Raw genomic sequence first — 23,418 nt, 5'->3', positions numbered from 1 at the left:
CAATAGACTTTACCTTGAAACCAAGAGGGGAGGAAGGACGATCCATGGCGGATTCTTTAGTCATAGTTGAGTCACCAGCAAAAGCCAAAACCATTGGCAAATATTTGGGAAGTAAATTTATCGTAAAAGCCTCAATGGGTCATATTCGCGACCTTCCGAAAAGCCAAATTGGCGTAGAAGTGGATCGTAACTTTGAGCCTAAATACATAACAATCCGCGGTAAAGGTTCTATACTGAAAGAATTAAAAGATGCGAGTAAAAAAGTGAAAAAAATATATCTGGCGGCGGATCCGGATCGCGAAGGCGAAGCTATTGCCTGGCACTTAGCTCATTATTTGGATGTAGGTCCCGAAGAACTCTGCCGTGTTGTATTTAACGAAATAACGAAGGATGCGGTTAAGGATGCCTTTAAAACTCCGCGTCGAATTAATCAAGATCTCGTTAACGCACAGCAAGCTCGACGCATATTGGACCGACTCGTTGGTTATAAAATCAGTCCTTTACTTTGGAAGAAAGTAAAAAAAGGATTATCTGCAGGCCGTGTACAATCGGTTGCGGTTAAATTGATACAAGACAGAGAGAATGAGATCAAGGCCTTCGAACCTGAAGAGTATTGGTCGATTACCGTTGTTTTGGATGCGGGTAAAACCGTGTTCGAAGCAAAATATCACAGCATTAACGGTGAGAAAAAGGAATTGCATTCGCAAGAGGATGTCGATCTGATTCTAGCTGCGATGGGCAGTGAAGCTTTTACAGTGAAAGAAGTGAAAGAGAAAGAACGTCAACGTAATCCTTCTCCTCCTTTCATTACAAGTTCTATGCAGCAGGAAGCGGCGAGGAAACTTAATTTCCGTGCTTCGAAGACCATGTCAGTGGCACAGCAGTTATATGAAGGAATAGACTTAGGAAAAGAAGGCACGGTTGGTTTAATTACCTACATGCGTACCGATTCAACCCGTATTTCGCCGGTTGCCCAAGAAGAAGCCAAAGATTTTATTTTTAATAAATTTGGCCCTGCCTTCTATCCGGAGACACCACGCCAGTACACGAAGAAAAATGCTAACGCGCAAGACGCGCATGAAGGTATTCGACCTACATCTGTTCTTCGAGAACCTGATCAAATGAAGGCATTTCTCAGTAAAGATCAATATCGTCTGTACAAGCTAGTCTGGGATCGTTTCGTAGCAAGTCAAATGGCTTCAGCCGTCTTGGATACGATGACCATTGATTTGACAGCTGGTGAAACTGTATTTAGAGCGAATGGTTCCAAGATGAAATTTGCTGGATTTATGAAAGTTTATGTCGAGAGCAATGATGACGGGACGACAGAAGAGGACAAATTGCTGCCGCCTCTGACTAAGGGTGATTCCTTGCAGAAGCAAAGCGTGGATCCGAAGCAGCACTTTACTCAACCGCCTCCAAGGTATACTGAAGCGCGTTTAGTTAGGGCGTTAGAGGAAATGGGCATTGGGCGTCCGAGTACGTATGCACCGACTCTTGAGACGATTCAGAAACGTGGGTATGTTGCAATCGAAGAGAAGAAATTTGTACCTACGGAGCTTGGTGAATTAGTTATTCAATTGATGCAGGAGTTTTTTCCTGAAATTCTCGATATCGAGTTCACGGCTCATATGGAAGAAGAGCTAGACTTTGTCGAAGAGGGAAAAGAGGACTGGGTTCGAGTTCTGGATACGTTCTACACATCCTTTGAAAAGCGACTTATATTCGCTGAAGAAGAAATGAAGGAAATCGAAATCCAGGATGAGATTTCGGATGAGATTTGCGAGAAATGCGGTAAACATCTTGTCTATAAAATGGGGCGTTTCGGTAAGTTTCTAGCATGTTCTGGATTCCCGGATTGCCGCAATACGAAACCGATCATTAAAGATATTGGTGTTACATGTCCAACTTGTCATACCGGGAAAATTGTCGAACGCAGAAGCAAAAAGGGGCGAGTTTTCTATGGTTGCGACCAGTATCCTACTTGTGATTTTGTCTCATGGGATAAACCAGTCAATAAGCCATGTCCTGTCTGCAGCTCGATGATGATCGAGAAAAGAAGCAAGAATGGCGTGAATATACAATGTACGCAATGTGATCATAAAGAAGAAGTTAATGACGATAATTCAGATGATATGAAAGATTAGAGGTGTCCCATTTTGCCAGAATATCCAAGAGTAACAGTCATCGGTGCAGGATTGGCTGGAAGTGAAGCCGCCTGGCAAATTGCCCGTCAGGGCGTGCCTGTTACTTTATACGAAATGCGTAATGTCCGTAAAACTCCAGCACATATAACAGATCAATTTGCAGAGCTAGTCTGTAGTAACTCACTACGTTCGAATGGCCTTACCAACGCTGTCGGAGTACTAAAAGAAGAAATGAGACGTATGGACTCGCTCATACTATCTTGTGCAGATGAGCACGCTGTACCGGCAGGAGGCGCATTAGCTGTTGACCGCGATGGGTTCTCTCAAGCAGTTACATCTACGCTCCGCAACCATCCGCTTATAGAGGTTCGCAATGAGGAAGTTCAAACCTTGCCTGAAGGCATAACAGTTGTTGCCTCAGGTCCATTAACATCACCTGATCTTTCTGCAGGCCTCAAAGAGCTAATGGGTGAGGAATATTTGTACTTTTATGATGCAGCAGCTCCGATCGTGGAGAAGGACTCCATTGATATGAATAAGGTGTACTTGGCTTCCCGTTATGACAAAGGAGAAGCAGCTTACCTTAACTGTCCTATGACAGAAGAAGAGTTCAATGTTTTCTATGAAGCTTTAATAACTGCTGAAGTTGCTGAATTGAAGGAATTCGAGAAAGAAATTTATTTCGAAGGTTGCATGCCTTTAGAAGTTATGGCGAAACGCGGTAGACAAACGGTACTGTTTGGGCCAATGAAACCAGTAGGTTTAATAAATCCGCATACAGGTAAGATGCCGCATGCAGTCGTTCAACTCCGTCAGGATAATGCAGCGGGAACTTTGTATAACTTAGTCGGTTTCCAAACCCATTTAAAATGGGGAGAGCAGAAACGTGTATTATCCTTGATTCCAGGGTTAGAGCAAGCGGAGTTCGTACGCTATGGTGTTATGCATCGTAACACGTTTATCAACTCTCCGAAGCTTCTGGAACCTACTTATCAATTTAAACGTCGTGAAGATCTGTTTTTTGCAGGTCAAATGACGGGTGTAGAAGGATATGTGGAATCTGCTGCTTCTGGTCTGATAGCTGGAATGAATGCGGGGCGTTTAGCTAAAGGGCAGCCATGTTTGGTTGTTCCGGAGGAAACGACTCTGGGTAGCATGGCACAATACATCACGACAGCTGACTTTAAACATTTTCAGCCGATGAATGCTAATTTTGGTTTGCTTCCACAATTACCCGAACGAATTCGCAATAAAAAAGAAAAATACGAAAAGCTGGCTAATCGAGCTTTGGAGAGTATTCAGAATTTTAAGAAAACATATGCAGAGTAGGTTGTAATTGGACTCTTTGCTATGTTACTATAATTATGTTTTGTAGCATTTTTCATTCGTTTCCTCATACATTTACCTCTAGATGCGGTCATTTCTCGAATTGACCTCGCTAGAGGTTTATCTCATTTATGAGACCGAAACCAACGTATAGAGTAACTTTCATGGTGTATGATTCCATTTGAGAGGTGAGAAGAGATGGATCCTAATCAAGCTACGTTTCATGCGACAACAATCTTTGCGATTCGTCATCAAGGTAAGGGAGCTATTGCTGGAGATGGGCAAGTGACATTTGGCAACAGCATGATTATGAAAAGCACGGCCAAAAAAGTTCGGCGTTTACATAGAGGGAAGGTCATCGCTGGGTTTGCTGGTTCTGTTGCCGATGCGATTACACTTTTCGAGAAATTCGAAGGCAAGCTGGAGGAACACCATGGTAATTTACAGCGTGCTGCGGTAGAACTAACGAAGGACTGGCGTCAGGATCGTGTTCTGCGGAGGCTTGAAGCAATGATGATCGTGATGGATTCAACAGGTTTACTGCTGCTCTCGGGAAATGGTGAAGTTATTGAGCCTGATGACGGTATTTTGGCTATTGGCTCTGGTGGCAGCTTTGCACTAGCTGCAGGAAGAGCATTGCATCGCCATGCATCGTCGCTAAGTGCTAAGGAAATAGCCCACGCTGCCCTAACAACAGCAGCTGAAATATGTGTGTTTACGAATCATAATATTATTGTGGAAGAAATTGAATAGTTAACGATTGAAAAGTTAATGCTTACGATGTTAGTTTTGCTAAAGCAAAACTTTTAGGAGGGTACAAAATGGCAAACAGCTCCCTTACACCTAAACAAATTGTCCAAGAATTGGATCGATACATAGTAGGTCAGAAAAAAGCGAAGAAATCGGTTGCTATTGCGCTGCGAAACCGTTATCGGAGAAACCTCGTGGATGAGGCTATGCGGGATGAAATTGTTCCGAAGAATATACTCATGATCGGGCCTACCGGCGTTGGTAAGACTGAAATTGCACGCAGACTAGCTAAGTTGGTTGGCGCACCATTTATTAAGATAGAGGCCACCAAATTCACAGAAGTCGGCTATGTTGGTCGCGATGTGGAGTCAATGGTACGTGATCTGATCGAAACATCCGTGCGTATGGTAAAGGCTGAGCGGATGGAGAAGGTTAAAGACCGTGCTGAGAAGCTCGCTAACGAGCGTCTTGTTACTTTGCTGGCGCCAAGTCCTACGCGCGCCAAAACACAGCGTAACCCTCTTGAAATGCTGTTTGGAGGGCAAAACCAACCGGATCAAGAAGAAAGTGCTCCAGATCCTTCACTTGCCGCCAAAAGGGCTCAAATCGCAGAGCAATTGACTAATGGTAAATTAGAAAATGAAGTCGTAGAAATTGAGGTTGAAGACTCCTCACCATCGATGATGGATATGCTGGCTGGTCAAGGCAATGAACAAGCTGGTATGAATATGCAGGAGATGTTCGGCAATCTTCTCCCGAAAAAAATGAAGAAACGTAAGTTGCTTGTAAAGGAAGCTAGGAAAGTGCTAGCTCAAGAAGAAGCGCAAAGATTGATTGACATGGATGAAGTGATCCAGGAATCTGTTAACCGCGCCGAACAATCCGGTATTATTTTTATTGATGAAATCGATAAGATCGCTAGTAATAGCCGCGGCGGTAGCGGACCGGACATCTCTCGGGAAGGTGTTCAACGAGATATTTTGCCTATTGTAGAGGGTTCGACGGTTGTAACCAAATATGGTCCAGTGAAGACGGACTATGTCTTATTTATTGGTGCAGGTGCTTTCCATATAGCTAAGCCTTCTGATTTAATTCCAGAGCTTCAAGGAAGGTTCCCAATTCGAGTAGAATTAAGTAACTTGACCTTGGAAGACTTTGTTTCTATTTTAAAAGAACCCAAAAATGCATTAACAAAACAATATACAGCCTTGTTGCAAACGGAAGGTATAACGGTTGAGTTTGCGGACGAAGCTATTTATGAAATTGCTCGTATCGCGGTTGAAGTTAATCAGAATACGGAGAATATTGGTGCTCGGCGATTACACACTATTTTAGAAAAATTGCTGGAGGATTTATCCTTTGAAGCGCCTGAGATTACATTGGAGTCCATTGTCATTAACCCGGAATATGTCCGTGAGAAGCTTAGTGATATTGTTCAAAACAGAGATTTGAGTCAATATATCTTATAATAAAGAACTATCGCATGGTTATGTAAGTAGGAGGCAGTTAAATGAGTTTATTAAATAAAACAAGAAGGCTAAATCGCTTGCTGCAAAAAGAAGCTGGCAATGCAGTTAGCTTTATGGATATGGCCGAGGTTCTGCGTGATATTGTTATTGCGAATATCTACGTCGTTAGCCGCAAAGGCAAAATTTTAGGATATGCGGTAACGAATGATCCTGTTTCACCGGAAATGAATCAGACAATATTAATTGAACGCAGATTTCCGATGGAGTCCAACAATCTGCTCTTGAAGATTGAGGAAACATCATCAACAGCAGAACCTGACAGTCCGTATTTTTATTACACGGAGCAAATGAAAGATATGTTTCCATATACGCATACTACTTTAGTACCAATTATTGGTGGTGGCTCTCGTTTGGGAACGCTTATTTTAAGTCGTAGTGAAGGAACTTTCATTGATGATGACTTAGTTCTGGCTGAATATGGATCTACCGTTATCGCGATGGAAATATTAAGAGAACGTGCCGAAGAAATAGAAGAAGAAGCTAGAAGCAAAGCGGTCGTTCAAGTTGCGATTGGTTCCTTATCTTTCAGTGAAATGGAAGCCGTGGAACACATTTTTGAAGAATTGGACGGTAAGGAAGGTCTTTTGGTAGCGAGCAAAATTGCCGATCGGGTAGGCATTACTCGTTCAGTTATTGTTAATGCACTTCGCAAACTGGAAAGTGCCGGAGTTATTGAAACTCGCTCGCTTGGTATGAAGGGCACTTATATCCGTATTTTAAATGAGCAATTAATACAAAGTATCGAGCAATTAAAAACAAAATTGTAGATAAACACATAGAAAAGCCCTGTCTTGTAAAAGATAGGGCTTTTTTCTTATTGTAAGTTATCGTAATATCTTAGATGATAAGAAAGGTCAGGCGAATGTTTTACATATTTCTACAATAAGGACCATTTCAAATTATTTTATGAAAATAATGTCGAAATAAGAAGGAATCGATAAATACAATGTTGAAGTATATGTCAAATATTCTATAGTCGGGGGTATCGAAATGTCTTTGTTAGACAAACCAAGTTGGAACTTGATGGAGCGATCGCTTGATGCATCGACTCTAAGACAAAAGGTTGTAGCAAACAACGTAGCCAATGCGGATACACCCTTCTTTAAGCGTTCGGATGTCGTGTTCGAAGAACTTTTACAAGGTCAGATGAATTCATCAACACCTCCTATAGAAGGTTATCGGACAGACCCTAGGCATTTCATAATAGGGAAATCTACAAATCTGCCAAATTCAGAAATAAAAACAGATGAATCGACAGCGATTAACAACAATATGAATAATGTCGATATGGATTATGAAATGTCGTTAATGGCCAAAAACCAACTTAAATACAATGCAATGATTCAGCAAATGAACAGTGAATTCAAAAAAATGCGCACAGTCTTAGGAGGGAAGTAATAACCAATGAGGTTAACCAATGGATTTGACATCAGTTCATCGGCACTGACTGCTCAGCGATTAAGAATGGATGTTGTCTCTTCTAATATAGCGAATGCGGATACAACACGTGCTAAGTTCGTAGATGGGAAATGGGTTCCCTATACAAGGAAGTTAGTTGCTTTTGAAACGAAACCTCAGCCCAGCTTTGCGCAGTCGCTTAATTCGGCAATGGCTGATGGTACAGGTGAAGGTGTGCGGGTGAATAAGATTTTTGAAGATAAGTCACCTTTGAAGCAGGTCTATAACCCAACTCATCCAGATGCGGATGGGAATGGATTCGTTTACATGCCTAATGTCGATGTACTTAAAGAAATGGTCGATATGATTTCTGCTACTAGATCTTATGAAGCGAATGTAACCGCCCTTAATGCAAGTAAATCAATGATAACCAAAGCTTTGGAGATTGGTAGATAACCACTACAGGAGGTTGCATCATGATTGACAAAATAAGTTACAGTCCATTAAACATCATGAGTTCCATTCAACCAAAGGATAACTCCGGTGAAGGGGCTGCTGACCTTGGTAAAAGATTCGGTTCGTTCCTGAATGACGCAATGACAAACTTAAACACACAACAAAATCAAGTAGACAACTTGAATCAGAGTTTCATTAAAGGTGAGCTTTCCGATGTTCATCAACTGACAATAGCCTCTGAGAAAGCATCGCTAGGACTTGAGTTGACTGTACAAGTCAGAAATAAAGTTCTTGAAGCTTACCAAGAAATGATGAGAATGCAGCTGTGATTGACTTAGATGCTGCTAAATTTTGGTTCGATGAGGTGACAGAGTGAACGAGAACCTGCTCCAGTACTGGGAAAAGGTGAAGCAATATTGGAATCGTTATAGTAGAACTACGAAAATCACTTTTATAGCAACGGTAGTCCTACTGATTCTTACTGCGGCAATTATAAGTTTTAATTTATCAAAAACGGAGTATTCACTCGCTTTTACAGAATTGCAGCCAAGTGATGCTTCAGCCATTAAATCATATCTAGATACAGCAAAGATTCCGTATCATCTTAGTGCTGATGGTAAAAGTATCGAAGTACCAACAAGCGAAGTAGCAAATGTAAAGCTTGGTGTTGAGTCTCAAGGTTTAAATAAGAACGGCTCATTAGGCTTTGGTGCATTTAGTGACAGCAGCTCATTTGGTATTACAGACAACGAATTCAAAGTGAAATACTTGAACGCGATACAAGGCGAGCTTCAACAGTTGATTAATTCTAATCAAGCAATCGCTAGTTCTAAAGTTCTCATCTCACTTCCAGAAGAAGGACCTTTCTTACAGCAACAGCAAGAAAAAGCAACGGCATCTGTTGTCGTGCAAACCAAACAGGGCTATACATTAGATCAAGCAAAGGTTGATACGATTTATAATTTAGTATCGCACAGTGTTAAGAATCTCCCTCTAGAGAATATTACGATCTCAGACCAGTATGGACAGAGTCTTGTATCTTCGAAGGTAGGCGGAGCGTCATCCACGAGTTTAGTCACTAGTCAAGCGGATATTAATAACCAGTTCCGAAATGATTTGCAAAAGAATATCAATACGATGCTGGGTACGATGTTTGGCCGTGACAAAGTGAATGTAAGTGTATTCTCAACAATGAATTTTGATCAAAAGAAAAGTAAAGAGCAGCTTGTCAGCGCTCCGAATCAAGTGGATCAAAAAGGGTTGGAAATTTCACTGCAGGAAGCAAGTGAGTCGTATCAAAACAATGGGGCTGATACAGGTGGTGTACCAGGTACAGGGACTACAGATGTTCCAGGCTATCCGGGAGCGGCCAGCTCAGGCAAGTCTAACTCAGAGAAAAATAATAAGACTGTCAATTATGAAGTCAATCGAATTACTAACGATATTATCTCTACACCGTATGTGGTGAAAGATTTAAGTATTAATGTAGGGATTGAGCCTCCAGTTAAAGATGATCCGAACTCATTGACGGCTGAGACCAAGGCTGCGGTCCAAAGTGCACTTGTAAACATTGTAAGAACTGCTTTAGCTGATAACAAGGTTACATATACAGACGAAGATTTACAGAAAAAAGTTACAGTATTCGCACATTCATTCGCTAGACCAACGGACACTCTCGCTTCGAAAACGACAACATACTTAACTTATGCAGGTTTAGCTTTAGCGGCGCTTGCAATTGGATTAATTGCAGGGTTTGCAATTAGAAAACGTAGAAAAGCTGCGCAGCAACAATTGGAACAAGAAATGAATATTGCAGCAGGTAAGGCAGAGCTTCCGACGATTGATATCGAAAATGTTACTAATGACAATCAAGTACGCAAGCAGCTAGAAACTCTAGCCAAAAAGCGACCAGAAGACTTTGTCAATTTGCTTCGTACTTGGTTAGTAGACGAATAGAGGTGCACTTGTATGGCCAAAGCTGCTCTGCAAGGGTTAACCGGACGACAAAAGGCAGCCATTCTTTTGATCAGTTTAGGCCCTGAGGTGTCTGCTCAAATATTTAAACACTTGCGAGAAGAAGAAATTGAGCAGTTAACGCTAGAGATTGCAAATGTTAGAAAAGTAGATTCTTATGAAAAAGAAGCTATTTTATCTGAATTTCATCAGATTTGCTTAGCCCAAGAGTTTATTTCTCAAGGTGGTATTGCTTACGCCAAGGATATTTTGGAAAAAGCATTGGGATCACAAAAAGCGCTTGATATTATCAATCGTCTGACTGCAACTCTGCAAGTGAGACCTTTCGATTTTGCAAGAAAAGCAGATCCTGCTCAAATTCTTAACTTCATTCAAAATGAGAATTCTCAGACAATCGCTTTGGTATTGTCCTATTTGCAAGCAGATCAAGCATCGATCATCTTGTCGTCATTACCACAGGAAAAGCAAGCTGATGTTGCTAAGCGTATTGCACTAATGGATAGCACCTCACCTGAAGTCATTAGTCAGGTAGAACGCGTTCTTGAACAAAAGCTATCTTCAACTGTAACTCAGGATTACACAAATGCAGGTGGTATTGCTTCCATCGTTCAAATTCTGAATGGTGTCGATCGGGGTACAGAGCGTACCATTCTTGATTCCCTCGAAATTCAGGATCCGGAACTTGCGGAAGAAATTAAGAAGCGGATGTTTGTCTTCGAAGATATTGTCAATATCGACAATCGTTCCATTCAGCGAATTATTCGCGACATTGAGAATGCTGACTTACAGCTTGCCCTTAAAGTTGCAAGCGAAGAAGTTCGCGATGCATTATTCAAGAATATGTCCAAACGTATGGCGGATACCTTTAAGGAAGAAATGGAATTTATGGGACCCGTACGTTTACGTGATGTTGAAGAAGCTCAGACCCGAATTGTTGCAACGATTCGTCGTTTAGAAGAATCTGGTGAAATCATCATCGCACGTGGTGGAGGAGATGATATTATTGTCTAATGTCATTAAATCATTTGCTTACTTTCCGTTAGATGATAAGAAATTAGTAGAAACGATTTCACCTCTTGAATTATTACGCGCAGGTATGTTAACTGATGAAGCCAATCAATTGACTCCTGAGCAGCAGCAAGAACTGACAGAAGCCACAAGTATGAAGGAGCAGATCCTTCAAGACGCTGAGACTTTTGCCCATGAACAAATCGATCAGGCTATGCAAGAGTGTTCTGCACTTCGTGAACAAACGCATGCAGAAATCACGAGTTGGTGGGAGAGCCGCCGTGCTGAAGATGAAGAGCACATCGCGATATCCAGGCAATCAGGATTTGAAGAGGGATACGAACAAGGGATTGTTCAAGCCGAAGATAATCTCCGTCAAGAATACGGTGAGATGTTATCAGAAGCTCGATCCATTTTGGAACAAGCTTACAAGCTTAAGCAGCAAATCATTCAAGAATCAGAACCTTTCTTAATTGAACTTAGCACTTCCATCGCTGAAAAAGTAATTGGGCGTCAGTTAACTTTAAATCCAGAATGGGTAATTGATTTAATTCAGATGGTACTTTCACGTAGGCGAGAAAAAGGAATCATCGCGCTTTGCGTAGCGCCTTCACAGTTTGCGTATATCCAAGATGCACGCGAAGAGTTACTAACTTCTATTGATTCACAAGCAGAACTACAAATTATCCCGGACTCTACGGTACAAGACCGTGGCTGTGTGATACGTTCCTCATTTGGAAGCATTGATGCCAGAATTGATACTCAGTTAAAAGAGATTAAGTCGGCGCTAAGACAATTGGCAACTCAAAGTGAGGTATCTGAGTTATGAGCAGCAAGCTGCCAAATGCTGATAAATACAAGGAACATCTACATACAATTGATCCGATTCGTGTGAACGGTAAAGTGACGCAGGTGATAGGGCTGACAGTTGAGTCAGAAGGACCTGATGTGAGCATTGGCGATCTTTGCTACATATATCCGCACAAGTCTAACAAGCCGCTAAAGGCTGAGGTCGTTGGATTTCGCAGCAATAAAGTAGTCCTGATGCCGCTCGGTGATTTGGATGCAATAGGTCCTGGATGCGATGTCGTAGGTACCGGAAAGCCGCTTACTGTCCAAGTTGGCCATGAGCTGCTTGGAAAGGTATTAGATGGTTTGGGACAACCCTTAGATGGTTCATTCCTTCCTTCTAGAATGGCGCAATATTCAACGAATAATGTACCCGGTAACCCGCTAACACGTCCACGCGTTCTGAATCCAATTTCGGTTGGTGTTCGCTGTATTGATGGCTTATTAACAATTGGTAAGGGTCAGCGTGTCGGTATTTTCGCAGGTTCTGGTGTAGGTAAAAGTACATTGATGGGAATGATTGCCCGTAATACATCCGCAGATGTCAATGTCATTGCTCTTATTGGTGAGCGTGGCAGAGAGGTTCTAGACTTTATCGAAAGAGATTTAGGTCCTGAAGGACTTGCTAGATCCGTTGTTATTGTTGCAACATCTGATCAACCAGCTCTGATCCGAATCAAAGGCGCGATGATTGCAACTAGTATTGCCGAGTATTTTCGAGATCGCGGCTTAAATGTCATGATGATGATGGATTCAGTCACTCGTTTTGCTATGGCGCAGCGTGAAGTCGGACTTGCTGTTGGAGAACCTCCAGCCACACGTGGTTATACGCCTTCGGTTTTTGCCATGCTACCACGGCTTTTAGAGCGTTCAGGTACCGGGCCAAAGGGCTCCATTACCGCATTTTATACCGTGCTTGTAGATGGGGATGACATGAATGAGCCTATCGCTGATGCAGTGCGAGGTATTTTGGATGGACATATTGTCCTTAATCGCAGCATTGCTAATAAGGGTCATTACCCAGCCATCGATGTTTTATCCAGCGTAAGCCGAGTCATGAAAGAAATTGTTCCTACTGAACACATGGAAGCAGCTGATCAATTGAAGCGTCTTCTCTCTATATATAAAGATTCGGAAGATCTTATCAATATAGGGGCATACCAAAAAGGTTCTAACCCAAATATTGATATCGCTATGGATAATATCGAGGCAATATGGGATTTCACAAAGCAAAAAACCTCTGAGAAGTTGACGTTTGAAGAAGCTCAAGAACGTTTGATTCATGAATTTTATAAGGGATGAGGCTCCTGAATGAATTTTCGTTATTCTTTCCAGCAAATTGTCGATTTGAAAAACAATGAACGAACACAGGCAGAGTGGATACTGTCTGAGGCAATGGGGCAACTAAGGAACGAAGAAACGAGCTTGCATGGATTGTTTGAGCAAAAAGATAGCCTGCATAACGAAATGGCAAATGTATCTAGCGGTTCGGTATCCATATCCAAGATGCTGTTAATGCAAAACTACATGAATCATGTTGATCAACAGATCGCACGCAAGCATTTGGATGTGCAGCAAGCACAGCATGTCGTGTACAAAAAGCAGGAACATCTTTCGGAAAGAATGATTGATGAGAAAGTTTGGTCGAAGGCAAGAGAGAAGGCTTACAACCAATTTCAATCTTTTGTCGCCAAAAAAGAGCAAGAAGCTCTAGACGAAATGGCCACCAACCGTTTCAGACGACTAACGTATTGAAGAAGGTAAAGGAGGGAAGAGGAGATGGCCGATACAGGCATAGAGGGTGCATCTTATAGTGCACTGGAACGATTTCTGATATGGTTTGTCATCCCCTTTGTGTTTACGGCAGTTTTGCTTTTCGTACTCTTGTCAATATTTGATTATGATATCAAAAGCAGTATACAAAAGGCGCTGCACAATACACCGGTCATTGGGACAATCGTCCCTGCTCCCAAAGAAAAAGCAGTAGTGACTAGTGATGGTAAAGTACCGACTACTGAGCAAAGCATCAAGAATAAAGATGAAGAGATTACGAAGCTAAACACAAGAATTGCTGAACTTCAAACGGCTTTGCAGAAAGCTGATTCGACAACCGAACAGAAGGATCTTTCATTGAAAGATGCTCAGGCGAAGTTAACTGAACTGGAAGAGAAGCTGAAGAATAAGACGCAAACCGAAGAAGAATACAACAATCAAATTATTCAACTTGCGAGTATGTATTCTAAAATGAATCCAAGTAAAGCGGCCCCTATCATTGAAGCATTGACACCTAAAGAAATGGTACTAGTCTTTTCAATGATGAAAGCAGATAGCCGTGGAGCAATTCTTGAAAAAATGGATCCGACTAAAGCGGCTGAGGCATCTATTGGGGTTAAGGATGTTGTTCCAGCTCGCGATAAACAAATCGCTGCCTTGCAAGAGAGATTGGCAACGAATGGAGCAAAAGACTCGACCAAGGCTGCAACATCCGTAAGTAAAACAGATTTAGGGCAAACTTTTGCCAACATGACGCCAAAGAGTGCTTCAAATGTTTTACTGGAAATGAATAAATCTAATCCTGATAAAGTGTTAGCTATTCTCAGTGGGATGGATAACGCTTCTCGTTCTAAAGTAATGTCTTCTTTGTCAGACGCAAATAAAGAAATCGCAGCCTCAATTACAGCTAAACTTGTTCAGTAATGTCATTGATTTCACGGAGGGAGGTGAAAAAAATGGACGTACAAATGCCAACAGTACCTACTGGAAATACGGCTTCAACAGCAACAGGTAAAGCAAGTGCGACTGAAACGGCTACCAAAGATACTTCTTTTAATCAAGTATTAGATGGTCAAATTGTACAAGAGAGTGCTTCTGCTGATGTAAATGCTTCCGATCCAGCCCTTTCTCTGAACATGCTGCTTCAAATGCTTCAAAGCTTGGTAATGCCCCTTCAAGGTGCCGCTGTACAGCAGGTCGAACAAGGGACTGAAGATCAACCTCTACCAGAAATGCTTTTGGAGGCAATGAACAGTAATCCTGCGCTAGCTGAACAATTATTACAAGATCCCAATGTAAAAAAGTGGTTTGAAGATGCTGAGCAATTGTTAAGTACACTTAGCGATGCTCAATCTAACGCGGCTTTCGCACTACCGAATGGATTGAATCTTCAGCCTGCAGATACATTAAACTTACAGGCTCAGAATACTTTGCTTACACTGACAACTCTGACTAAACAGCAGCCTGACAATCCTATTTTGAAGTTTTTGAACGAGGATTTACTTAGCACGATTGGGCCTTTGCTTCCAGAACTGATGGCGACTCTGAAGGGACCATCATCAATAACTGCTGCAACAACGAATACGTCTAAGGCCATTGAAGGTTTGGTAGAAGGAAGTAAAAGTGATACCCCATCTGTTGACAGAGCTAGTCATGTTAAACAGACGAAAAAGTTTGGTGTTGAGCAGAAGATAGATGGATATTCATTTACACTTGTGCAACCAACAAAGTCAAAACTTGAGCTTTTAGCAATCAAGAATGTACTTCACGCACCAGTTATCGAGTCAACTACAACATCCGAAGAGTCATTAGTAGATCTAGTTGATTTGCCAACTGAAACCGCTACTGCAACGAATACCATTGTTACGATAGGTGATCTGCAGAAATCACAACAGGCCTCAATTGCAGTTGATAAAGTGCCAACAACAACGATTAATGCAGCGAATTTTACAGAAGAAATGACAGAGCATGTTTTGAAGAATATGAAGATTACGATGGCTGGCGGTTTTTCTGAAGCTAAACTATCTTTATTCCCTAAAAATCTCGGTCATATTGATGTAAGAATTTCGATGCAGGATGGACAACTGATTGCACAATTTGCAGCAGATTCCTTAGCTGGTAAACAGATGTTGGAAAGTCAGCTTCCACAGCTAAGACAAGCACTTCAAATACAAGGTTTGCAAGTTGAGAAGCTTGAGGTCACTCAAAATCAAAACATGCAATCCAGTATGTTCCAAGATCAACGTCAACAGCAAACATTTGGTCAATCTCAGCGTCAAAGTAAAAATGGATCAAGTAACTACGATGAAGAATCACTTGATTTTAATCAAGAAATAGAAAATGTAGCTCAAATACGAACTGCAGTTAATGGAAACTCCTTCGATGTTATTGCCTAATAAGCAATCAATGTGAAGTAGTTGGAGGTGAAAGTGTGGCTACAGCCCCGATTTCAGGTAATGTTGCCGATTTGATCAATGCCGGCAAAAATGCAAAAAGCAAAGATAAAGACAACAATACATTAGGCAAAGATGATTTCCTTAAAATCTTGATTACTCAACTTCAAAATCAAGACCCAACGCAACCTTTGCAAGATAAAGAGTTTATTGCACAAATGGCGCAATTCACATCCGTAGAGCAACTTACGAATATGGCCGGTGAAATGAAGCTAATGCGTCAATCTCTTGGTTTTGTTTCAGGATTGATTGGGAAATCGATCACATGGACGGATATCGACTCATCTGGAGCATCTGTCGAAAAGTCGGGTGTTATTGATTCCATTACATTCAAAGACGGAAATCAATACGCCAATGTGAAGGGAGAGGAAATTTCTCTTGACAAGCTCAAGAAAATTGAGAATGTTGGAGAAACCAAATGACAGAGAGAATATCCATAGGGCAGCTTTATCCTAATGCGGTTTCTCCTGCGTCTACGAGACGAACACCTGTACAGCAGCCGGCATCCAATTCCGGTATTCCAACTTTTCAGAAACTTCTTCAGGAGCAATTTGTTCGTTTCAGTCATCATGCAGAGGTTAGACTGAAAGAGAGAGACATTCAATTAAAGCCAGAGCAATTGGATAAGCTTAACAAAGCAATCGACAAGGCTGCTGCAAAAGGTGCTAAGGATGCGCTTATGATTCTGGGTGGCAATGCTTTAATTGTTAATGTTCCTAACCGAACTGTTGTGACGGCGCTTGATGGAAACGCAATGAATGAACATGTTTTTACGCAAATAGATAGTGCCATTATTATTTCTTAACCATCAGGCTCGACCGTGCAGGAAGCCTGGGGCTGTGGAGCGATTGAAGCAGCTCATTTTATTTTTAATCCGATTAGGAGGCATATTAGATGTTAAGATCTTTGTACTCAGGCGTTTCAGGTATGCGTGGTTTTCAAACGAAATTAGATGTTATCGGCAATAATATCGCAAACGTAAATACCATCGGATTCAAAGGCAGCCGTGTTATGTTCAAAGATATTCTTAGTCAAACCGTTGCTGGTGTTAGTGCTGCCGATGAGAACCGCGGTGGTGTCAATGCTCAGCAAGTAGGATTAGGTGTTAGTTTGGCTGCTATTGATACAATACATACGGCTGGAAGTGCAATGACAACGAATGTGACTACTGATTTACGTATAAACGGTGACGGATTCTTTGCTGTTGGGACAACGGAGCAGGTTGACGCGCCATACTTGACAAGATCAGGTAATTTTACTTTAGATGCTACCAGAAATCTTGTTAATGCTGAAGGACTTCATGTTATGGGTGCTGAAGGTGCTGGTCCGATAGTGCTTCCTGATGATATTGTTTCATTCTCAATAGCACAAAACGGAGATATTATTGGTGTTAACAATACAGGAGCAACGGTTACTACAGGTCAGAAAGTTGGCGTCGTTAAAGTAATTAACCCTTCTGGTCTTGAGAAAATTGGTGGGAATTTGTATCGCATGACAGCTAATGCGAACCCAGACCCAGCGACAATTGATGTTGGTGCACCAGGTAATCCAGAAACGGGAACAGGGACACTGATCTCAGGACAATTGGAAATGTCGAACGTTGACTTAACAGGTGAATTCACCGAAATGATTATTGCTCAACGTGGTTTCCAAGCGAATTCTCGGATTATCACGACTTCGGATGAAGTGCTACAAGAAGTCGTTAATCTTAAACGTTAATCTTAAGGTGATGTGAAAGAGGGGAGCTAGTCTCCCCTTATCCTGATACAGGAGGAGAAACATGATTTCTCTCACTCGTTTAAACGGTAAAGCCATTATCCTGAATGCCATACTGATCGAACTTATTGAAGAGACTCCAGACACTATGATCACGTTGACAACAGGTAAGAAAATCACAGTACTCGAAAAGGCAGAGGTTGTGGTAAGCTTAGTGCGGACCTACATGCAGGAGATTGGCTCAGTGCGAGCGACAATAAAGTCCAGGGATGCGGAGGGTTCGTAAGTGTTTAAGAACAAAATTTTCATACTCATTGTCTCCATTCTAATTGCAATTACTCTGATTTTGACGGCTGCCTTCGTATTGTGGAACTTTATGGAGAAAAATAATCAATCCAAAGACCCTGCGGTACAAGCTCAGGAAGCTGTTGCAAGCGTGAAGCCAACGAAAGCGCCATCGGCTGAGGCTGTAAAAGCAAACACTGCTATTATTAAAGATATTTTGACCAACTTATCTGGAAGTCAAAATTTCATTAAAATCAGCTTCGCTTTTGAGTTAGAGAACTCGAAGACTAAAACAGAATTTGACAGTTTACTAGAATCTGCTGTTAAAGGCACAATTGTACAAGCGTTAGGGGATTTGACAAAGGAACAAATTGAAGGTAGTAAAGGTTCAGATAGTTTAACTTCTACGTTAATGAACAAGCTTAACCCCTTGTTACATGAGGGTAAAATTAAGCAAATATGGATAACCGATAAAGTACTTCAATAACTCGCTTTTGATTTTGCTTAAAGGAGGTGACTCGAATGGTTGATGTTCTGTCGCAAAATGAGATCGATGCCTTGCTAGCTGCTTTGTCCTCAGGCGAAATGGATGCGGATGAACTTAAAAAAGAGGAAACGCAGAAGAAGGTAAGGGCCTATGACTTTAAGAGAGCAGTACGTTTCTCAAAGGATCATATTCGTAGCTTAACCCGGATTCATGAAAACTTTGCACGTTTTTTGACAACGTATTTTTCTGCTCAACTCCGTACGTTCGTACAGATTAGTGTTGTCCAGGTTGAACAACTGCCCTACGACGAATTTATTCGTTCGATCCCGAAAATGACCATTTTGAACATCTTTGAAGCGGAGCCTTTAGAGGGTCGAATGGTGCTTGAGGTTCATCCCAATGTCGCATTTGCTATGTTGGATCGTTTGTTAGGTGGTGCGGGTACGACCCCAACCAAAATTAATGCTTTAACTGAAATTGAAACGATTGTGATGGAACGTATTTTTAGCAGAGCATTCGATAGTTTACAAGAGGCATGGAAGACTGTCATTGATATTCAACCTCGTTTAGAGGCCCTTGAAACAAATCCGCAGTTCATGCAGATTGTTTCACCTAATGAAACTATTGCACTAATATCACTTAGTACCAAAATCGGTGATACAACAGGGATGATCAACTTGTGTATCCCTCACGTGGTCATCGAACCCATTATGCCTCGACTTTCTGTGCATCACTGGTTTGTCTCCCAGAAGAAGACGAGAGCACCTGAAGAAGTGGAAGCACTTCAATCGCGCTTGGAAAAAACCAAGCTGCCTCTCATTGCAGAATTGGGATCGTCCGAAATTTCAATACGTGATTTCCTTGGCTTAGTGCCTGGCGATGTAATCCCACTGCATAAATCCGTCGAAGATTCGCTTCAAGTCAAAGTGGGCGAGAAGCTGAAATATCTCGGAAGCCCCGGTACCTTAAAAGGGAAGATGGCTGTACAAATTACAGAAATCGTAAACGAAGGAGAAGAAGATTATGACGAATAACAGAGATTATTTGTCCCAGGAAGAGATCGATGCTTTGTTGAGACAGTCATCGGACGATAGTTCGGCCTCTTCTTATAATGGGCCTCCTAAAGTTGAAGACTACTTATCTCCCCTAGAACAGGATGCACTTGGTGAAATTGGTAATATCACTTTTGGTAGTGCGGCCACAGCGCTTTCGACATTGCTTGGAAAGAAAGTAGACATTACGACACCAAAGGTTTCAATTATTGGCAAAGAAGAATTGGAAGAGCAGTTTCCAAGACCTCATGTTGCCGTTCATGTGAATTATGTTGATGGTTTTGATGGTATTAATCTACTTGTCATTAAAACACGTGATGCCCAGGTCATTGCTGACTTAATGATGGGCGGGGATGGTACTGGCGGTGATGAAAATCTTAGTGAAATTCACATCAGCGCAGTACAAGAAGCCATGAATCAGATGATGGGATCTTCTGCTACGTCCATGTCTACTATCTTTAATCGATTTGTCAATATCTCTCCTCCAGGAATCGACATATTAAATTTGTCGAAAGGAGAAGGAAAACTACCCGACGAGGACGTATTTATAAAGATATCGTTCCGACTAGCCATTGGCGATCTTATTGATTCTAACATCATGCAATTATTACCTGTTCCATTCGCCAAAGAAATGGTATCGATTCTCATGGGTGGTGATTCTGACTCTTCAATGGAAGCTGCACCTGCGGCTCAAGCACCGGCTCCGTCATCAGTACCGTCACAAGTACCTGCACAGGAAGCTCATACACCGCCTCCAGCAGCTCCTAGTCCGATATACGAGCAGCCAATGTATCAACAACAGCAGCCTGTGTATGAACAACCGATGTATCAACAGCCACCAATGGGACAGCCGATGTATCCACCACAACAGCCTATGTACCCGCCACAGCAACCCATGTATCAGCCGCCTCCGGCAGCTTATGGTGGAATGCCGAATCGGAATGTAAATGTTCAACCCGTACAATTCGGAAATTTACAATCAGGTTCGTTGGGACAGGCTGATGATACAAATCTTAATTTACTACTGGATATACCTCTTAAGGTGACTGTAGAATTAGGCAGGACGCATAAGGTGATTAAAGACATCTTAGAACTTTCCCAGGGATCGATCATTGAATTGGATAAGCTGGCAGGTGAGCCTGTAGATATCTTAGTAAATAATAAGTTGATTGCCAAAGGTGAAGTTGTCGTCATTGATGAAAACTTTGGGGTCCGTGTTACAGACATTGTTAACCAGTGGGAACGAATTCAAAAGTTACAATAATTTAAATTTAGGGGGATTTTACTCATGGCTAACCGTATTCTAATTGTTGATGATGCTGCATTTATGAGAATGATGATTCGTGATATTTTATCTAAAAATGGTTATGAGGTTTGTGGAGAAGCGAATGATGGTGCTCAAGCCATCGAAAAATACAAGGAATTGAAACCTGATTTAATTACTATGGATATTACGATGCCTGAGATGGATGGTATTCAAGCATTGAAAGAAATCAAAAAAATTGAACCTACTGCAAAGGTCATTATGTGTTCCGCGATGGGGCAGCAAGCCATGGTTATTGATGCCATTCAAGCAGGGGCAAAAGACTTTATCGTGAAACCATTCCAAGCAGACCGTGTTATCGAAGCGATTAAAAAGACTCTAGGTTAAGCCGTCTACGTTCGGTTGAGTCTTACATAAACCGAAAGGGTTGTGACTATGAGAAGACTCCAATCGAAACGACTGATTACTGCAATTTTAAGTGTAGTCACAATGTTATATACCAAATCCATTAGTTTTGCTGAAACAGAGCCGGGACAAGGTCTTCCAACATCGGAATTTCCGACTACCGACTCATTTAATTCGTTTGGCATGATTGTTAAAGTCATTTTCTTTCTTATATTAATTATTCTCTTATTCTTTGTGCTTATGAAGTACATAGCTAAGAAAAATAAAGGTACTATGTTCGGGAACTCAATACGTTCTTTAGGTGGAGTTCCCCTCGGGCAAAATAAATCTATTCAGATTGTTGAAATTGGTCATTCGCTCTTCGTGGTTGGCGTCGGTGAGAACATTCAGTTGTTGGATAAGATCAATGACGCCGATGAAGTTGCGTATATCTCGGAATTGCTTACTTCTTCTCAGGATGATCGGGTGGGCTTTGGTGCAATAAGCAAATGGATAAGCAAACTTCCTGTTAGAAAGAAAGAGATCGAGGAAGAAGTAGAAATTACTTCATCCTTTCAACAAGTATTTCACGATAGGCTGCAGCGAGTATCTAACCGTAATAAAGATGCTCACGAATGGCTTTCTGATCAAAAACAAACAGATCGGTTGAATGATGAATGAAAAGAAATAAATTAGTTCTTACGCTTCTGATTGTCATGATTTCAGTGTTCCTCTTATCACTGACAGCTTCTGCTGCTGAAACAGTTCCAACCAATCCGATACCTGGGTTAAATGTGAATATTGGGACTAGTGGCACTGCCGGTGGATCTTCTAACACAGTTACGTTATTGCTCTTATTAACCGTATTAAGTCTTGCACCATCTTTTCTTATTTTAATGACTAGTTTCACAAGAATTGTCATCGTGCTTGGATTCGTTCGTACATCACTTGGAACCCAGCAGATGCCGCCTAATCAGGTTTTAATCGGACTAGCTCTGTTTTTAACCTTTTTTATTATGTCTCCTACTTTGGGAGAGGTTAATCAGACAGCGCTGCAGCCTTATCTGAAGGGTGAAATTAATCAGACCCAGGCTTTTGAGAAAGCATCCTTACCAATGAAGAAGTTTATGTTCAAGCATACACGTCAGAAAGATCTAAAGTTGTTCTTAGACTACACCAAAGCTAAAGCACCTACAGGCGTAGAAGATATACCGATTACTTCATTAGTTCCGGCATACGCAATAAGTGAACTGAAATCAGCTTTCCAGATGGGGTTCATGATTTTCATCCCGTTTCTGGTTATAGATATGGTTGTATCCAGTACCTTAATGGCAATGGGAATGATGATGTTACCGCCTGTTATGATTTCACTCCCTTTTAAAATTCTACTTTTCATACTTGTAGATGGTTGGTATCTTGTGGTGAGATCATTACTCCTAAGCTATGGTTGAGGATCAAGATATCGGAGGTTTCTAAATGGGATCGGAATTTGTAATACGGATTGCTGGTGAGGCTGTTTATACCGTGCTTAAAGCAAGTGCGCCCATGCTTATTATTGGGCTTGTCGTTGGTCTGATCATAAGTATTTTTCAAGCTACAACGCAGATTCAAGAACAAACACTAGCGTTTGTTCCCAAAATCGTTGCGGTTCTGCTGTCTATTTTAATATTTGGACCTTGGATCATGAATACACTGGTTGACTTTACCTTTAATTTACTCAACAACCTTTACAAATTCGTTGGATAGGTTGTGAGCGATATGACATACTTTTTCCAAGTTATCCCTATCTTTCTGCTTATTTTTTGTCGAATTACATCGTTCTTTGTCGTAGTCCCCATTCTTTCTTCAAGAAATGTTCCGATGATGTTCAAAATCGGTCTATCAGTATTCATCTCGTTAATCATTTTTGCGACTATGGGGTTGGATAAACCCATTCCCATGGATGGTGAATACATTCTATTGATTATTCGTGAAATGCTTGTTGGCGTTTTACTTGGTTTTCTCGCCTATATCTTTTTTACGGTTGTCCAGACAGCCGGCTCTTTTATGGATATGCAAATCGGCTTCAGTATGGCGAGTGTGATTGATCCTCTAACGGGGGCCTCAACCCCAATGTTAGGTAACCTTAAATACATGGTCGCCGTGCTGCTTTTTCTTTCTTTTGATGGACACCATTTTTTGATCAGAGCAATTATTGACAGTTACCGCTGGATACCACTGGACAATCAACTGTTCTCACGCATCTATGATGGACAAATTTCGAATTTCTTATTTCAATCGCTATCTAAAATGTTTTATCTCTCGTTTCAACTCGCTGCTCCTATCATAGCAGCCCTTTTTTTGACAGATTTAGGACTAGGGCTCTTAACGAGAGTGGCTCCGCAATTCAATATTTTTGTTATTGGCGCACCTTTGAAAATGATTCTTGGTTTTTTCCTGCTTGTCATTCTTTTCCCTGAATTAATATCACAATTTCAACATTTATTTGCAACAATTTTTGATTACATGGAGAAGTTGCTTCAACTGATTAGCGGCACACAGCAACCATCACCTAAGTAGGAGGTAAG

The 23,418-nt window shown here is 41.4% G+C and carries 27 protein-coding genes; all 27 read left to right on the top strand.

Features of this window, described 5'->3' with window-relative positions:
- The first annotated feature begins 44 nt into the window (after positions 1–44).
- Positions 45–2,147, top strand: a complete 2,103-nt coding sequence (topA, locus tag GC102_RS03745) for a type I DNA topoisomerase (RefSeq protein WP_171688271.1) — start codon at positions 45–47, stop codon at positions 2,145–2,147.
- A gap of 12 nt (positions 2,148–2,159) precedes the next feature.
- Complete coding sequence (gene trmFO / locus GC102_RS03740) at positions 2,160–3,476, top strand: FADH(2)-oxidizing methylenetetrahydrofolate--tRNA-(uracil(54)-C(5))-methyltransferase TrmFO (RefSeq protein ID WP_171688270.1); 1,317 nt, start codon at positions 2,160–2,162, stop codon at positions 3,474–3,476.
- A 195-nt stretch (positions 3,477–3,671) separates the two neighbouring features.
- Entirely contained in the window at positions 3,672–4,226 is a 555-nt protein-coding gene (gene hslV / locus GC102_RS03735; RefSeq protein WP_047672807.1) for an ATP-dependent protease subunit HslV, read from the top strand.
- Positions 4,227–4,294: 68 nt separating this feature from the next.
- Positions 4,295–5,692, top strand: coding sequence for an ATP-dependent protease ATPase subunit HslU (hslU, locus tag GC102_RS03730; RefSeq protein WP_171688269.1), 1,398 nt, complete (start codon positions 4,295–4,297; stop codon positions 5,690–5,692).
- A 41-nt stretch (positions 5,693–5,733) separates the two neighbouring features.
- The gene (gene codY / locus GC102_RS03725; RefSeq protein WP_029195350.1) at positions 5,734–6,519 is read left to right on the top strand and encodes a GTP-sensing pleiotropic transcriptional regulator CodY; all 786 of its coding nucleotides are present in this window, start codon (positions 5,734–5,736) and stop codon (positions 6,517–6,519) included.
- A 223-nt stretch (positions 6,520–6,742) separates the two neighbouring features.
- Complete coding sequence (gene flgB, locus GC102_RS03720) at positions 6,743–7,150, top strand: flagellar basal body rod protein FlgB (RefSeq protein WP_171688268.1); 408 nt, start codon at positions 6,743–6,745, stop codon at positions 7,148–7,150.
- 6 nt (positions 7,151–7,156) lie between these two features.
- On the top strand, positions 7,157–7,606 hold the full coding sequence (flgC, locus tag GC102_RS03715; protein WP_171688267.1) for a flagellar basal body rod protein FlgC: 450 nt from the start codon (positions 7,157–7,159) through the stop codon (positions 7,604–7,606).
- 20 nt (positions 7,607–7,626) lie between these two features.
- Entirely contained in the window at positions 7,627–7,935 is a 309-nt protein-coding gene (gene fliE / locus GC102_RS03710; RefSeq protein WP_171688266.1) for a flagellar hook-basal body complex protein FliE, read from the top strand.
- Between the two features lie 43 nt (positions 7,936–7,978).
- On the top strand, positions 7,979–9,562 hold the full coding sequence (gene fliF / locus GC102_RS03705) for a flagellar basal-body MS-ring/collar protein FliF (RefSeq protein WP_171688265.1): 1,584 nt from the start codon (positions 7,979–7,981) through the stop codon (positions 9,560–9,562).
- A 12-nt stretch (positions 9,563–9,574) separates the two neighbouring features.
- Positions 9,575–10,591, top strand: a complete 1,017-nt coding sequence (fliG, locus tag GC102_RS03700; protein WP_171648839.1) for a flagellar motor switch protein FliG — start codon at positions 9,575–9,577, stop codon at positions 10,589–10,591.
- The gene (locus tag GC102_RS03695; RefSeq protein ID WP_171688264.1) at positions 10,584–11,417 is read left to right on the top strand and encodes a FliH/SctL family protein; all 834 of its coding nucleotides are present in this window, start codon (positions 10,584–10,586) and stop codon (positions 11,415–11,417) included. The genes fliG and GC102_RS03695 overlap by 8 nt, the downstream gene beginning before the upstream one ends.
- The gene (fliI, locus tag GC102_RS03690; protein ID WP_171688263.1) at positions 11,414–12,739 is read left to right on the top strand and encodes a flagellar protein export ATPase FliI; all 1,326 of its coding nucleotides are present in this window, start codon (positions 11,414–11,416) and stop codon (positions 12,737–12,739) included. Before GC102_RS03695 ends, fliI begins: the two co-directional genes overlap by 4 nt.
- A 9-nt stretch (positions 12,740–12,748) precedes the next feature.
- Complete coding sequence (fliJ, locus tag GC102_RS03685) at positions 12,749–13,192, top strand: flagellar export protein FliJ (protein ID WP_171688262.1); 444 nt, start codon at positions 12,749–12,751, stop codon at positions 13,190–13,192.
- Positions 13,193–13,216: 24 nt separating this feature from the next.
- Complete coding sequence (locus GC102_RS03680; protein ID WP_171688261.1) at positions 13,217–14,134, top strand: hypothetical protein; 918 nt, start codon at positions 13,217–13,219, stop codon at positions 14,132–14,134.
- A gap of 32 nt (positions 14,135–14,166) precedes the next feature.
- The gene (locus GC102_RS03675; RefSeq protein ID WP_171688260.1) at positions 14,167–15,606 is read left to right on the top strand and encodes a flagellar hook-length control protein FliK; all 1,440 of its coding nucleotides are present in this window, start codon (positions 14,167–14,169) and stop codon (positions 15,604–15,606) included.
- A 35-nt stretch (positions 15,607–15,641) separates the two neighbouring features.
- A complete protein-coding gene (locus GC102_RS03670; protein WP_376769344.1) occupies positions 15,642–16,085 on the top strand; it encodes a flagellar hook capping FlgD N-terminal domain-containing protein in 444 nt (147 codons plus the stop codon).
- Positions 16,082–16,468, top strand: a complete 387-nt coding sequence (locus tag GC102_RS03665) for a TIGR02530 family flagellar biosynthesis protein (RefSeq protein WP_171648844.1) — start codon at positions 16,082–16,084, stop codon at positions 16,466–16,468. Before GC102_RS03670 ends, GC102_RS03665 begins: the two co-directional genes overlap by 4 nt.
- An 89-nt stretch (positions 16,469–16,557) precedes the next feature.
- On the top strand, positions 16,558–17,382 hold the full coding sequence (gene flgG / locus GC102_RS03660) for a flagellar basal body rod protein FlgG (protein WP_171688259.1): 825 nt from the start codon (positions 16,558–16,560) through the stop codon (positions 17,380–17,382).
- A 61-nt stretch (positions 17,383–17,443) separates the two neighbouring features.
- Positions 17,444–17,665, top strand: a complete 222-nt coding sequence (locus GC102_RS03655) for a flagellar FlbD family protein (protein ID WP_029195364.1) — start codon at positions 17,444–17,446, stop codon at positions 17,663–17,665.
- Positions 17,666–18,151, top strand: a complete 486-nt coding sequence (locus tag GC102_RS03650) for a flagellar basal body-associated FliL family protein (RefSeq protein WP_171688258.1) — start codon at positions 17,666–17,668, stop codon at positions 18,149–18,151.
- A 35-nt stretch (positions 18,152–18,186) separates the two neighbouring features.
- Complete coding sequence (gene fliM, locus GC102_RS03645) at positions 18,187–19,185, top strand: flagellar motor switch protein FliM (protein ID WP_171688257.1); 999 nt, start codon at positions 18,187–18,189, stop codon at positions 19,183–19,185.
- The gene (fliY, locus tag GC102_RS03640; protein ID WP_171688256.1) at positions 19,175–20,467 is read left to right on the top strand and encodes a flagellar motor switch phosphatase FliY; all 1,293 of its coding nucleotides are present in this window, start codon (positions 19,175–19,177) and stop codon (positions 20,465–20,467) included. The genes fliM and fliY overlap by 11 nt, the downstream gene beginning before the upstream one ends.
- A gap of 24 nt (positions 20,468–20,491) precedes the next feature.
- A complete protein-coding gene (locus GC102_RS03635; protein ID WP_029195368.1) occupies positions 20,492–20,854 on the top strand; it encodes a response regulator in 363 nt (120 codons plus the stop codon).
- A 48-nt stretch (positions 20,855–20,902) separates the two neighbouring features.
- Positions 20,903–21,532, top strand: coding sequence for a flagellar biosynthetic protein FliO (locus tag GC102_RS03630; protein ID WP_171688255.1), 630 nt, complete (start codon positions 20,903–20,905; stop codon positions 21,530–21,532).
- Positions 21,529–22,302, top strand: a complete 774-nt coding sequence (gene fliP, locus GC102_RS03625; protein WP_171688254.1) for a flagellar type III secretion system pore protein FliP — start codon at positions 21,529–21,531, stop codon at positions 22,300–22,302. The genes GC102_RS03630 and fliP overlap by 4 nt, the downstream gene beginning before the upstream one ends.
- Before the next feature lie 25 nt (positions 22,303–22,327).
- Complete coding sequence (gene fliQ / locus GC102_RS03620; RefSeq protein WP_029195371.1) at positions 22,328–22,597, top strand: flagellar biosynthesis protein FliQ; 270 nt, start codon at positions 22,328–22,330, stop codon at positions 22,595–22,597.
- Positions 22,598–22,609: 12 nt separating this feature from the next.
- Positions 22,610–23,410, top strand: coding sequence for a flagellar biosynthetic protein FliR (gene fliR, locus GC102_RS03615; RefSeq protein WP_171688253.1), 801 nt, complete (start codon positions 22,610–22,612; stop codon positions 23,408–23,410).
- Positions 23,411–23,418: the final 8 nt, after the last annotated feature.

Source organism: Paenibacillus germinis, assembly GCF_013141785.1.
Lineage (GTDB): Bacteria > Bacillota > Bacilli > Paenibacillales > NBRC-103111 > Paenibacillus_E > Paenibacillus_E phytorum.
The sequence above is the reverse complement of the archived record's forward strand: the minus strand, read 5'-3'. Positions and strand labels throughout refer to the sequence as shown.